This is a genomic window from Erwinia sp. AC075, from assembly GCF_979253995.1.
In genome coordinates this window covers 4,577,875-4,591,076 of the sequence record NZ_CEEDEU010000001.1, presented here as the reverse complement: position 1 = coordinate 4,591,076, position 13,202 = coordinate 4,577,875, and the positions used below count along the sequence as shown (strand labels likewise).

Below are 13,202 nucleotides of genomic sequence, written 5' to 3'. Positions count from 1 at the left end.
AAAAAAACCGGGTGACAAGCACCCGGTTTTTTTTCATCGACAGGCAATTAGCTGGCCTGACGAGACTCGTTGCTACGGCGATAAGCCACCAAATCTTCGATGGTCACAACCGGCATATTCTGCTGCTTAGCAAACACGATAGCTTCTGGTGCATGCGCCATAGTGCCATCATCGTTGGTCAGTTCACACAGCACACCCGCCGGTTTGAAACCGGCCAGCGTCACCAGATCGATAGTTGCTTCAGTATGACCGCCGCGCGTCAGCACGCCGCCTTCGCTGGCGCGAAGTGGGAACACATGGCCAGGACGATTCAGGTCAGAAGGTTTGGCATCGTCGGCGATAGCCGCACGGATGGTGGTCACGCGATCTTTCGCCGAAACGCCGGTGGTCACGCCTTCTGCCGCTTCAATGGTGACGGTGAAGCCGGTGCCATAAGCACTGGTATTGGTTTCGACCATCATTGGCAGCTCAAGCTGACGACGACGCTCTTCCGTCAGACAAAGGCAGACAATGCCGCTGCCGTGGCGAATGGTCAGTGCCATCTGCTCAACGGTCATGGTTTCGGCGGCAAAGATCATGTCGCCTTCGTTTTCACGATCTTCATCGTCCAACACCATCACACCGCGCCCGTCGCGCAAGGCAGCGATAGCACGTTCTACACGCTCTTCAGGCGTGCCAAATTCAGAAAGTAGCGTCTGATTCATGGTAATAAAACCTTATAAAATGTATGGGTTACCAGAATCAGGGCGTGCTTAGGAGTGTCATGCAGTGACAAAAAATAACGGCGCGGCGGGCAAAGCCCGGCCTGATACGTTACTCTCTCCCATCCGGACTTTAACCGTCGGCCCCGGAGTTACACCGGGTCTGCTGACCTTCAAACCGGGAGGTCTGAAGCGCTCGCGGGCTTTCGGCATGACGCCGATTTACCGCCGGTGGGGAATTACACCCCGCCCTGAGAATAAGCCTGCTTACTATAACGCCGATAAAAAGCCAGGGCAACGAACAAAATGTGCCTTTAGTTTGGCATTTTTCTGCTTTGCTTATTTCTGGTTTATCCTTTCGGATTATCGCATTACACTTAAAGAAACTTTGCCGCTACCAGGAAGCCGCTATGATTGACCCCAAAAAAATTGAACAACTCGCCCGTCAGGTTCACGAATCCATGCCAAAAGGCATCCGTGAGTTCGGCGACGATGTTGAGAAAAAAATCCGTCAGACGCTGCAATCGCAGCTGACCCGTTTAGATTTGGTCAATCGCGAAGAGTTTGATGTGCAAACTCAGGTGTTATTACGCACCCGTGAAAAGCTGGCTGCGCTAGAGCAACGTCTGGCCGAGCTGGAAAGCCGCGGTACCGACGCAGCGCCAAAAGACGTGATTAAAACCGAAGATATGCAGTAATTCTCTGGTTTCAGGCCAAAAAAAGGGGCGATCTCAGATCGCCCCTTTTTCTTTCTGACCGCGGTCAGTCTTTCGCTTTAATCGCTTCGATGATTTTGCTGGTGGAGATGCCATCTTCAAAATTCAGCACCCGCACTTCGCCACCGTTAGCCCAGACTTCAACACTGCCAGCAATCTCTTCCGGCTTGTAGTCTCCGCCTTTCACCAACAGGTCTGGCAGCACATCAGCAATCACCCGCTGCGGCGTGTCTTCTTCAAACGGCACCACCCAGTCGACCGCTTCCAGCGCGCCCAGCACAATCATGCGATTGATCAGCGGATTGATCGGACGGGTTTCGCCTTTCAGCCGTTTGGTCGAGGCATCGCTGTTAACCGCAACAATCAGGCGATCGCCCAGCTTACGGGCGTTGGCCAGATAGGAAACGTGACCAGCGTGCAGAATGTCGAAGCAGCCGTTGGTCATCACCACTTTCTCACCGCGACGACGAGCCAGCGCGACCGCTTCTCTCAGCTGCGCTTCATCCATTACGCCAAAACCCGACTCCGGACGGGCACGGATGGCGTTTTCCAGTTCAACCGGCGACACGGTAGAGGTCCCCAGCTTACCGACCACCACACCCGCAGCGGCGTTGGCGAGGAAGCAGCTCTCTTCCAGCGTATTGCCCGCCGCCAGCGCCGCCGCCAGCACGCCAATCACCGTATCACCGGCACCGGTCACGTCATACACTTCCTGTGCCTGAGTCGGCAGATGGAATGGCTTTTTGCCCGGTTGCAGCAGCGTCATGCCGTTCTCTGAACGCGTCACCAGCAAGGCTGAAAGATCGAACTGCGCCATCAGCGCCATACCGCGCTCAACAATCTCGGCTTCGTCCGCACATTTGCCGACCACGGCTTCAAACTCAGAGAGATTTGGCGTCAGAATGGTGGCACCGCGATAACGCTCAAAGTCAGTGCCTTTCGGGTCGACCAGCACCGGCACATTGGCCTCGCGGGCGATCTTGATAATGGTTTCTACGCTGGCCAACGCCCCTTTGGCGTAGTCAGACAGCACCAGCGCGCCCGCTTTCGGCAGGCCCTGACGAATACGCTCATGCAGCGGCTCAGGATCGACGCCTTCAAAACCCTCTTCAAAATCAAGGCGGATCAGCTGCTGGTTACGCGACAGAACGCGCAACTTAGTGATGGTGGGATGGGTGGCAACCGCAACGAAGTCACACTGCACGTTAACGCCACTTAGGCTGGCGTCCAGCGCGCGGGCGGCATCATCAATACCGGTCAATCCCACCAGACGTGAGCCTGCGCCCAGTGAGGCGATGTTCATCGCCACGTTAGCCGCGCCGCCAGGACGCTCCTCAACGTTATCCACTTTTACTACCGGAACCGGGGCTTCAGGGGAGATGCGGCTGGTTGGGCCGTACCAGTAGCGATCCAGCATCACGTCGCCAACAACCAGAACACCCGCACGGTTAAAATCGGGCAGCGTAATTTTCATTCCAGACACTCCAGGCTGAAGTCAAAAATAGTGCGCGGGATGATAGCACAAGCTGACTATCCCGCACATTCACCCGTAATCTTACACGCTATCGCCTGCAAACCCGGGCAAGCAGCAGATTAACTGCCGAACCAGTGCAGCCAGCTGTTGTTGACCACGCTCTTCTCCGCGCTGAACGCATCCGGCGAAACATGACCCGGCAATTCCTGCAATGCGAGGTGGTGCAGCGCGTCACGTAGCGTGACGTAAGCCTGGGTCAGCGCCTTCGCTTCTTCGCTGCTCATCCGGTCATTATTGGCCATCAGCTCCAGAATGCGCACGTTATCTGACCAGCGGGTCAGCTTCGGTTCACTGGCGGCATAGCGTAAGACCAGGTATTGCGTAATGAATTCAATATCGGTGATGCCGCCCCGATCGGCTTTCAGATCCCAGCGCCCTTTATGCTTGTTGCCAAGGTGCGCGCGCATTTTCTCACGCATCTCGCGCACGTCGATCTTCAGCTTATCGGCCTCACGCGGCAGGCACAGGATGCCACGGCGGATATCATCAAAGCGCTGGCTCAGCGCCGCCTCGCCAAAGACGATGCGGGCGCGGACCAGCGCCTGATGCTCCCAGGTCCAGGCTTCATTACGCTGGTATTCATCAAAGGCGTCAAAGGTACTGACCAGCATGCCTGCGGCTCCGGATGGACGCAGCCGCGCATCCACTTCATACAGAATGCCGGAGGAAGTGCGGGTGCTGAACAGGTGCATAACACGCTGCGCCAGACGCAGATAAAACTGCCTGCCGTCAATACTGCGCTCGCCGTCGGTCACCGCATCGGCCGGGCAATCATGCAGGAACACCAGGTCCAGATCCGAGCTGTAGCCCAGCTCCCAGCCACCCAGCTTGCCGTAACCCACCACGGCAAACCCGCGTTCCTGAAGCTGAGTCAGGTGCGAAGGACGACCATAACGCTGCACCATCATCTGCCAGGCCTGCTGGACCACCTGCTCGATCATCGCTTCTGCCAGCCAGGTCAGATGATCGCTGACCTTCATTACCGGCAGCGTGCCGGCAATATCTGCCGCCGCAATGCGCAGATGCTGGGCCTGCTTAAACTGACGAAGCGCTTCCAGCTGCTGCTCCTCATCCTCTTCCGGGATGCGCAGCAGATACTGGCGCAGCTCATCACGGTAGGCATCGGTGGCGGTCGGCTGGTAGAGCGTGGCCGGATCGAGCAGCTCATCGAGCAATAACGGATAGCGCGCCAGCTGGCTGGCCACCATTGGCGACGCCGCACACAGGCGGATCAGGTGCTTTAACGCGCCGTGATACTCGGTCAGCAGCTCCAGATAGGTGGTTCGCGTTACCACGCCCAGCAGCAACGGCGTCAGGCGGCTTAAGGCAACGGCAGCATCATCGCGCGGGCAGACTTCGCTCAGTAGACGCGGCATCAGCTGATCGAGCGCCTGCCGTCCACGCGGGCCAATGGTGCGTTTATCCACATCCTGACGGAAGTCGTTGATGGTTTGCAGCAAACGCTGACGCGCCTCGCTTTCAAGGTGGGGAACCAGCGGCGCAAGCTCGGCCTCTTCCAGCCGATCCTGCCAGAGCACGCCATAATCATCGGCTTCTTTATTGCCGCCGGTTTCCGGGGTGTCATCGCCAATCAGGTCATCGAAAATTGCGCGCACCGCGGCCATATGGCCCTCAAGCTGGCGGGTCAGCGCAGCCCAGTTCTCCACGCCCATCGCCCAGGCCAGACGCTCGCGGTTTAACGCGTCCGCCGGCAGCGTCTGGGTCTGTTCGTCATTGATGCTTTGCAGCAGATTTTCCAGACGACGCAGATAGAGATAGGCCTCACTGAGCTGCCCGACCTGTTCGCCAGGCAGCAAATTCAGCTCGCCAATGGCCTGCAAGGTGGGTAACAGCGCACGCAGCTGCAGCGAACGCTCACGCCCGCCCCGGATCAGCTGGAACACCTGCACAATGAATTCCGTTTCGCGGATGCCGCCTGCGCCCAACTTGATGTTGTCGGTCAGGCCGCGCCGCCGGACTTCACGGGCGATCATGCTTTTCATATTTCGCAGCGACTGGATCACGCTGAAGTCGATGTAACGGCGGTAGATAAAGGGCCGCAGCATCTGCTGTAATTCCTGGCTCCAGCGATCGTCCGTCCCGCCCATCAGGCGCGCTTTGACCATCGCATAGCGCTCCCAGTCGCGTCCCTGCTCCTGGTAATAATCTTCCAACGCGGCAAAGCTCAATACCAGCGGGCCGCTGTCACCAAATGGCCGCAGCCGCATATCCACGCGATAGACGAAGCCGTCGACCGTCGGTTGATCGAGCACTTTGATCAGACGCTGGCCAAGCCGCGTGAAGAACTGGGCATTATCCAGTTCACGGCGTCCGCCGGTGGTGGTGCCATTTTCAGGCCAGGTGAAAATCAGGTCGATATCAGAAGAGAAGTTCAGCTCGCCGCCGCCCAGCTTGCCCATGCCGAGGATCAGCAGCGGCTGCGGCTCACCGGCGGCATTGACCGGCGTGCCGAATTCACGGCAGCAGGCCAGCCAGAGCCAGTCACGGGCGGCGACAATCAGGGTTTCAGCCAGTTCGCTAAGCTGCTTCAGCGAGTCTTGCGTACTGCTGGTTGCCAGCGTCTGCATCCAGGCAATGCGCGTCAGCATCTGCCGCCGGAACAGGCGCAGTTCACGCATCAGGGCATTTTCATCCGCCACATCTGCCAGCTTTTCAGCCAGCCAGGCCGGATAGTGCCGCCACTCGTCCGGCGCGGGCGCCTGCTCCTGCAGCGATTGCCACCAGTCAGGATGGCGTGCCAGGTTGTCCTGCACAAAATCACTGAAGGCCAGCACGCCCTGCTGTCCGGCGCTCAGTTCTCCCCATGTCGGGCTGAGCTGTTGGGCCTGTGCCGCCAGCAGCGGCGGCAGGGTCTGAGTAAGCGATGGCGACATAAAAACTCCCTGTGAGCGGCGTGAATTCTCTCGGTTCTCTTAACGCGGCGAACGACCTCAGACGGTGCCGTTTTTCCAGAAGGCCGGTTGCTTAACCGCCTGGCGACAATGACCTTCCAGCCAGATTTCCTGACCGCTTTCGATCGCCTGCGCCAGCTGCTGCCAGCTTTGCATCCAGGCATCGACCGTCTCAGCGTCGTAGCCACCGGACAGTAAACGGGCGGCCAGCAGCTGACGATGCAGGCGGGTCAATTTATCCTGATACTCATTCATCTGACGCACATCGCCGAAGGTTTCTTTCAAATCGGCGGCAATTCTGCCGAGCATAATGTCGCAGAAGCGTTTGAACGATCCCTGCAGCTTGGCATCGCCTTTCGCGTCGATAAACCCGCGCCAGCGCTCGGTTACAATCCAGTTAGTAAGTGCTAACTGGGTATCCAGACAGAGCGTGCTGAAACAGAGAGCGTCGGCCTTAACATCATCTTCCCGCAGCGCTTCTTCCAGCCCGGTTAAGGAGTGACGCAGCTCATTGCTGGCCTTACGCGGCACCAGTGAACCAAACAGGGAGAAAGTCTGGCGCAGGGTTTCAAGCGCCTGCTGCACTTCATGCTGAGCCGCGCGGTTGCCACGCAGCCACAGCTCTTCGTGATACTGCCACTGGCTCAGCGCCAGGGTGAACGCCGCCAGCATCGCCTGCTCTACCGTGGCTTTCGGTGCCACCTTCATTACTTTCAGCGGGCGCAGTTCGCGGGTTGGATTGCCTTTGGCCAGCGCGTATCCACGGGCGGCTTTGCTCAGGCTCCCCAGACGCAGTCCGCCCATATTTGCCAGTTCAGCGGCAAAGGCCAACAGATCATCACGTTCACCGGATTTCAGTTCCAGCTCAATTTCATTCAGCGGCTCGCTCAGCTCACCGGCGGTGACATCGCCGCGATCAAACGCAACTTCAATCTCGCTTTCCCGGTAAGTAACCACCCACTTTTCACGAACAAAATGGGTGCTGAACAGCGGCTGCAACTGCTGCTGCAGCGCGGCCAGATCGCAGCCTTGCGGCCAGATATCTGCTGGCAACAGAGCAATATCCAGCTCGGGTTTGGCAAGCGCCACATTGTATTCCGGGCGCTGATGCAGGCCACCAATGGTCTGCCCTGCTGTCTTCAGCGTCATTTCATAGCTGTCGCCGAAGCCACGAATGCGCAGCCCCATATCCCAACCGCGCAACTGGCCGTCGGCCGTTTCGAAGTAGATATTGGTGAGTTTCTGCGGTGCAGAGTGCTGATGCGGCCAGTTTGCCAGCTGTGCAGGCAATTTTTCGGCGGCGTCGGAGGTCGCGATGAACTTTAATTCGATTTCGATGGTCATATTTTCTTAACCAGATAATTAGCGGTACGGTAAAGGGCTTTTGGCGCGATTTTGCCGCTCATTTCATCAATGGGGCACACGGTGGCCAGATATGACGTGAAGAGTAATGCAGAATCGCCGTGGCTGTCTTGGCTTTCTTCTCTATTTCGCGTCTGCTCGCGTCGGCCCTCGCAGAGCGCTGAGACCAGGAAAGTTCTCATTCAGCTTTCTGCGAGCCAGCTCCAGACTGTTCCATTACTTTTGTCCAGGATCCATGTAAAAAAGACATCGAATGAAAAAAACTCAGCTTATTGGCCTCACTTTACTGACTTTTAGCGTAGCAGCATCCGTTCATGCCGAAGAAAAACGCTATATCTCCGACGAACTTTCCACCTGGGTTCGCAGTGGTCCCGGTGACAATTTCCGCCTTGTCGGCACCCTGAATGCCGGCGAAGAAGTCCAGCTGCTGCAATCGAATGACAGCACGCATTATGCACAGATCCGCGACTCAAACGGCCGCACCACCTGGATCCCGGAATCCCAGCTGAGCCAGCAGCCAAGCCTGCGTACCCGCGTGCCGCAGCTGGAACAGCAGGTCAAAGACCTGACTGACAAGCTGGCAAACATTGATGGCAGCTGGAACCAGCGCACCGCCGAGATGCAGAAGAAAGTGGCCGGTAGCGATGGCGCCATCAACAGCCTGAAGGACGAGAATCAAAAGCTGAAAAACGAACTGGTTGTGGCACAGAAAAAAGTGAGTGCCGCCAACGTTCAGCTTGATGATAAGCAGCGCACCATCATTATGCAGTGGTTTATGTACGGCGGCGGCGTGGCCGGTGTCGGCCTGCTGCTGGGTCTGCTGTTACCGCATATGATCCCGAGCCGTAAAAAGAAAGATCGCTGGATGAACTAACCCTTCACCGGTCAGCATCAGGGCATCCATTGATGCCCTTTTTGTCGTGCCTGTCATTCAGCAAACCTGACCCGCAAAGGTGGGAGAGGATCACCACATCTAGTATGATGACGGAAACGTTTAACTCAGGAGCGTGGTAGTGAAGACTTACCTTGTCGGTGGCGCGGTACGCGACGCACTGTTAAATCTGCCGGTCAAAGACAAAGATTGGGTAGTGGTGGGCGCCTCTCCGGAAGAGATGCTCAGCCAGGGTTACGAGCAGGTTGGCCGTGACTTCCCGGTGTTTTTGCATCCTGAAACCCATCAGGAGTACGCGCTTGCGCGCACCGAGCGCAAAAGTGGCAGTGGCTATACCGGTTTTGTCTGCTATTCCGCCCCGGATGTGACGCTTGAGCAGGATTTACAGCGCCGCGATTTGACCATCAATGCCATTGCCCAGGATGAACAGGGCCGCTTATACGATCCCTACGGTGGCAAAGCGGACCTTGATCAGCGTCTGTTGCGCCATGTTTCCGCGGCCTTTAACGAAGATCCGCTGCGTGTGCTGCGCGTGGCGCGATTTGCCGCGCGTTTTGCCCATCTGAATTTTGTGGTGGCGGAAGAGACCCAGGCGCTGATGCGCTGGATGGCAGAGAGCGGCGAGTTGAACACGCTGACGCCAGAAAGGGTGTGGAAGGAGACGGAAAAGGCGCTGGAAACCCGCAACCCGCAGGTCTACTTCCAGGTGCTGAGAGACTGCGGTGCTTTAGCGGTGCTGTTCCCGGAGCTGGACAATCTCTACGGCGTGCCCGCGCCGGCCAAATGGCATCCTGAAATCGATACCGGCATTCATACGCTGATGACGCTGGCTATTGCCGCTCAGCTTAGCCCGGATATCGCTGTTCGCTTTGCCACCCTGTTCCACGATGTCGGCAAGGCGCTCACGCCACCTGAGAAGTGGCCGAGCCATCACGGTCACGGCCCGGCCGGCGTCCCGCTGGTTGCCGCCGTGTGCCAGCGTCTGCGGGTGCCGAATGCGATTCGCGATCTCGCCCTGCTGGTGACTGAATTTCACGATCTGGTGCACACCGTGGAACGTCAGAGCGCCGAAACCCTGGTGGCGCTGTTTGATCGCATCGATGCCTGGCGTAAGCCTCAGCGTGTGGAGCAAATTGCCCTGACCAGCGAGGCGGATGCTCGTGGGCGCACCGGTTTTGAGAGCAATGCGTATCCGCAGGGTGATTATCTGCGTCAGGCGTTTGAGGTGGTGTTAAGCGTGTCGACCAGGGAGGTGGTGGCAGCCGGATTTAAGGGTATGGAAGTCAGAGAAGAGCTGAACAGAAGGCGCATTGCCGCGCTGGAACAGTGGAAGCAACAGCAGGATTAAGGTCCCGAAGCGGCCTGAGCAGGCCGACTCCGGGGCAAAGCACGCTTAACTACACAAAGATCATGTAGACCGCAGCGGCCACAATAAAGCGGTAAATCGCAAACGGCACGAACGAGATGCGCTTAATCAGGTTGAGGAACACCTTGATGGCAATCAGCGCGACCACGAATGCGGTCAGGAAGCCGACGGCAAACATCGGCAGATCGGCCATGCTCAGGAAGCCAATACTCTTGTAGAGATCCAGCACGGTGGCACCCATCATCATTGGCACGGCCAGGATGAAGGAGAACTCTGAAGCCGCATAACGGCTCACGCCCATCAGCATACCGCCTGAAATGGTCGCGCCCGAGCGGGAGAAGCCCGGCCACAGCGCCAGACACTGGAAGCAGCCGATCACGAACGCCTGACGATAGGTCATATCATCCACGCCGACCGCTTTCGGATTTTTAGGCTTCAGGTATTCTGCCGCCAGCAGCAGCACGCCGCCGACAACCAACGCGTACATCACGTTAATCGGATTGAAAAGCTCTTTGATTTTGTCGTGGAAAATCAGACCGATAACGACAGCGGGCACCATGCCCAACAGGATGTGGATAAGCGTCAGATGACCTTTGCCAGTGCCTTCATGCGGCACCTTGCCAAAATGAATGCCGATTAAACCAAACAGTCGACGCCAGAACATCACTACGACAGCTAAGATTGAACCAAGCTGGATAACAACCTCAAAGGTGTCCGCCTTGTCGCCTTCAAATCCTAACAAATGACCGACGATGATCATGTGCCCGGTGGAGGAGACCGGAAGAAACTCCGTAAGCCCCTCAACAATGCCGAGTATTGCTGCCACCCATAGCTGATGAATATCTGCCATCCAATCTACCCCTATCCGTATAAAAAACATTAAAAAGGCGGTTGCTTATCGCTACCGCCAAATTCTGCCCAGGTTGAGTTAGGCCAACCTTAAGACAGAGCATAATGTGGTTTGGTTTCACCGTGATGGCAATCACATTGGGTTTATTTCGGATTAGTCCCGCGTTCGATGATCACCCCGACCTGGGCTGCCTGGGCCACTGCGCCTGGCTTGCTGAGCTTAATTCGCACCCAGGGAGAGTTGAATCGGGTCAGCAGCAAGGCAGCCACTTCTTCCGCCACGCGCTCAACCAGCGCAAAACGGCCACCGGCAACGTGATTAATAATGGTCTCAGAGACGTCGGCGTAGCTCAGGCAGTCGTTCACATCATCACTGGCGGCGGCTTTGCGGTTGTCCCAGGCCATTTCGACATCGAACACCAGCTTCTGCTGAATGGTTTGTTCCCAGTCGAAAGCACCAATGGTGGTTATGACCGTGAGTTGTTCAATAAATACAATATCCATGATGGCCGTCTCTGTTTTTGTGGTTGCCGGATACCACTTCCGGCGGATTATGCGTATTATCCACGGATGACGAGAACAAAACGACCCCTACTGGATGGAACGGTGTTATGAGTGTATTCGCGCTTGGTATGATTCTTTTCGCGTATCTGTGCGGCTCCATTTCCAGCGCGATCCTGGTTTGCCGACTGTTCAGACTGCCGGACCCGCGACTTAATGGTTCCGGTAATCCCGGTACGACAAATGTGCTGCGTATTGGCGGGAAAACCCCGGCAGCGATGGTATTGGTGTTTGATGTTCTGAAAGGCATGCTGCCGGTCTGGCTGGCTTATCACTATGGCGTTTCGCCACTCTATCTCGGCCTCATCGCCATTGCCGCCTGCCTCGGTCATATCTATCCGGTGTTTTTCCACTTTAAAGGCGGAAAAGGCGTGGCGACAGCCTTTGGTGCCATTGCGCCGATTGGCTGGGACTTAACCGGGCTGATGACCGGGACCTGGCTGCTGACCGTGCTGTTGAGCGGCTACTCCTCCCTTGGCGCGATTATCAGCGCACTGATTGCCCCCTTCTACGTCTGGTGGTTCAAACCCCAGCTGACCTTCCCGGTCGCCATGCTCTCGTGTCTGGTGCTGCTGCGTCATCACGACAATATTCAGCGTCTGTGGCGTGGGCAGGAATCGAAGATCTGGAAGAAGAAAAAGAAGAAACCTGACGCCTGAGAACGCCGGGCAAAGCCATCGCCCGGGCGGGCATTGAAGGGTTTATTGCGTCATCCGTAACGCCTCTGCCATCACCGGCTGATGATGGCAGAGTGGAACACTACGCCTGGATTGCAGGCAGTTCCGCCAGCGGCCAGCGCGGACGTACTGTCACGCTCAACTCGCCCCGCGTTCCGCCTTTCATCCGCACCATACCCGCGTAAGCAATCATCGCGCCATTGTCGGTGCAGAACTCCGGTCGCGCATAAAACACTTCCCCACCGCGCGCCTTCATCACCTCCGCCATTTTGCTGCGCAGCGTGCGGTTGGCACTGACGCCACCGGCAATCACCAAACGTTTAAAACCGGTCTGCTCCAACGCGCGCTTGCATTTGATCGCCAGCGTATCAACCACCGCATCCTCAAAGGCACGGGCGATATCAGCACGGGTCTGATCGTCATCGCTGTTTTCACGGATGGTGTTGGCCGCAAAGGTTTTCAGCCCGGAAAAGCTGAAATCCAACCCAGGGCGATCGGTCATCGGACGCGGAAAGATAAAGCGCTTTTCGGTGCCCTGCTGAGCCATTTTCGACAGCATTGGGCCGCCAGGATAATCCAGCCCCAACAGCTTGGCGGTTTTATCAAAGGCTTCGCCTGCCGCATCGTCCACTGACTCGCCCATCAGGCTGTATTCACCAATGCCGGTCACGCTGATTAACTGAGTGTGACCACCCGATACCAGCAAGGCGACAAAGGGGAATTCCGGCGGATTATCTTCCAGCATCGGTGCCAGCAGATGGCCTTCCATATGATGAACCGGGATCGCCGGCACATCCCAGGCAAAGGCCAGTGAACGGCCGATAGTGGCCCCGACCAGCAGCGCGCCGACCAGACCGGGACCGGCGGTATAGGCCACCGCATCAATGTCTTTGGCCTGCAATCCGGCTTCTTTTAACGCCGCCTGGATCAGCGGTACGGTTTTACGCACGTGATCGCGCGACGCCAGTTCCGGCACCACACCGCCGTAATCGGCATGCAGTTTGACCTGGCTGTAAAGTTGATTGGCGAGCAAACCGGCGGTTTCGTCGTAAATGGCGATTCCGGTTTCATCGCAGGATGTTTCAATTCCGAGCACACGCATGACTTTATTTACCTCATTCTGGCGGCGCGCAGTGTACCATGAAGGCCGCTGCCATTCGGCAATTTTGCAACGAAAAACGTGACTCCCTGAAAAAGCTGGGGAAAATATTTTCGCGAGCGCCTTCCCTTTGATGTATACTCCTTGGCCTGAAAAAACCGGCAGTGGCACAGGCGCATCTGTTGGTAAGTTAATGCTATGGTGCTTTACAACGCTGCCTGTGTTGGAGTAAAATTCCGCACCATTTTGAAACAAGCTGGCACCGACGTCAGCAACAAAACCGATTTTATCGAGGTGAGAGTTACATGCCGGTAATTAAAGTACGTGAAAACGAGCCATTTGACGTAGCACTGCGTCGCTTCAAGCGTTCTTGCGAGAAAGCAGGCGTTCTGGCTGAAGTTCGTCGTCGTGAGTTTTATGAAAAACCGACTACCGAACGTAAGCGCGCTAAAGCGTCAGCAGTTAAACGCCACGCGAAGAAACTGGCTCGCGAAAACGCACGCCGCACTCGTCTGTACTAGTCGTTGGGGGTT

Annotated in this window: 12 protein-coding genes and 1 riboswitch; of the genes, 5 read left to right on the top strand and 7 right to left on the bottom strand. The window is 56.8% G+C overall.

Annotation, left to right across the window (positions count from 1 at the left end; translation table 11 throughout):
• Positions 1-47: 47 nt before the first annotated feature.
• Positions 48-704 carry a 3,4-dihydroxy-2-butanone-4-phosphate synthase gene (gene ribB / locus AC0IXH_RS21390; protein WP_013203882.1) on the bottom strand — a complete coding sequence of 219 codons (657 nt, stop codon included), beginning with the start codon at positions 702-704 and terminating at the stop codon, positions 48-50.
• A 107-nt stretch (positions 705-811) separates the two neighbouring features.
• Positions 812-964: riboswitch (FMN riboswitch) on the bottom strand.
• 147 nt (positions 965-1,111) lie between these two features.
• Here ribB and ubiK point away from each other — a divergent pair.
• Positions 1,112-1,399, top strand: coding sequence for a ubiquinone biosynthesis accessory factor UbiK (gene ubiK, locus AC0IXH_RS21385; protein ID WP_013203883.1), 288 nt, complete (start codon positions 1,112-1,114; stop codon positions 1,397-1,399).
• A gap of 64 nt (positions 1,400-1,463) precedes the next feature.
• Here ubiK and hldE read toward each other — a convergent pair whose 3' ends face one another.
• From hldE to AC0IXH_RS21370, 3 genes are all read right to left on the bottom strand, one after another.
• Positions 1,464-2,891 carry a bifunctional D-glycero-beta-D-manno-heptose-7-phosphate kinase/D-glycero-beta-D-manno-heptose 1-phosphate adenylyltransferase HldE gene (gene hldE, locus AC0IXH_RS21380; RefSeq protein ID WP_105760238.1) on the bottom strand — a complete coding sequence of 476 codons (1,428 nt, stop codon included), beginning with the start codon at positions 2,889-2,891 and terminating at the stop codon, positions 1,464-1,466.
• Between the two features lie 119 nt (positions 2,892-3,010).
• The gene (gene glnE / locus AC0IXH_RS21375) at positions 3,011-5,845 is read right to left on the bottom strand and encodes a bifunctional [glutamate--ammonia ligase]-adenylyl-L-tyrosine phosphorylase/[glutamate--ammonia-ligase] adenylyltransferase (protein WP_471720972.1); all 2,835 of its coding nucleotides are present in this window, start codon (positions 5,843-5,845) and stop codon (positions 3,011-3,013) included.
• Positions 5,846-5,902: 57 nt separating this feature from the next.
• Positions 5,903-7,207 carry a CYTH domain-containing protein gene (locus AC0IXH_RS21370; protein WP_471720971.1) on the bottom strand — a complete coding sequence of 435 codons (1,305 nt, stop codon included), beginning with the start codon at positions 7,205-7,207 and terminating at the stop codon, positions 5,903-5,905.
• A 271-nt stretch (positions 7,208-7,478) separates the two neighbouring features.
• Here AC0IXH_RS21370 and AC0IXH_RS21365 point away from each other — a divergent pair, with 271 nt between their 5' ends.
• Together AC0IXH_RS21365 and AC0IXH_RS21360 are read left to right on the top strand one after the other, a co-directional pair.
• Complete coding sequence (locus AC0IXH_RS21365; protein ID WP_013203887.1) at positions 7,479-8,099, top strand: TIGR04211 family SH3 domain-containing protein; 621 nt, start codon at positions 7,479-7,481, stop codon at positions 8,097-8,099.
• 139 nt (positions 8,100-8,238) lie between these two features.
• Positions 8,239-9,465 (top strand): multifunctional CCA addition/repair protein, encoded by a 1,227-nt coding sequence (locus tag AC0IXH_RS21360; RefSeq protein ID WP_471720970.1) that lies wholly within the window; start codon positions 8,239-8,241, stop codon positions 9,463-9,465.
• Between the two features lie 49 nt (positions 9,466-9,514).
• Here AC0IXH_RS21360 and bacA read toward each other — a convergent pair whose 3' ends face one another.
• Complete coding sequence (gene bacA / locus AC0IXH_RS21355) at positions 9,515-10,363, bottom strand: undecaprenyl-diphosphate phosphatase (RefSeq protein ID WP_173363018.1); 849 nt, start codon at positions 10,361-10,363, stop codon at positions 9,515-9,517.
• Between the two features lie 113 nt (positions 10,364-10,476).
• Positions 10,477-10,836 (bottom strand): bifunctional dihydroneopterin aldolase/7,8-dihydroneopterin epimerase, encoded by a 360-nt coding sequence (gene folB / locus AC0IXH_RS21350; RefSeq protein ID WP_013203890.1) that lies wholly within the window; start codon positions 10,834-10,836, stop codon positions 10,477-10,479.
• A gap of 107 nt (positions 10,837-10,943) precedes the next feature.
• Between folB and plsY the strand changes: the two genes are divergently transcribed.
• Positions 10,944-11,552 (top strand): glycerol-3-phosphate 1-O-acyltransferase PlsY, encoded by a 609-nt coding sequence (gene plsY, locus AC0IXH_RS21345; RefSeq protein ID WP_013203891.1) that lies wholly within the window; start codon positions 10,944-10,946, stop codon positions 11,550-11,552.
• Between the two features lie 100 nt (positions 11,553-11,652).
• On the opposite strand, the gene tsaD is transcribed toward plsY, so the two are convergent.
• A complete protein-coding gene (gene tsaD, locus AC0IXH_RS21340) occupies positions 11,653-12,672 on the bottom strand; it encodes a tRNA (adenosine(37)-N6)-threonylcarbamoyltransferase complex transferase subunit TsaD (protein WP_013203892.1) in 1,020 nt (339 codons plus the stop codon).
• Positions 12,673-12,974: 302 nt separating this feature from the next.
• On the opposite strand from tsaD, the gene rpsU reads away from it, so the two are divergent.
• Positions 12,975-13,190 carry a 30S ribosomal protein S21 gene (gene rpsU, locus AC0IXH_RS21335; protein WP_001144069.1) on the top strand — a complete coding sequence of 72 codons (216 nt, stop codon included), beginning with the start codon at positions 12,975-12,977 and terminating at the stop codon, positions 13,188-13,190.
• Positions 13,191-13,202: the final 12 nt, after the last annotated feature.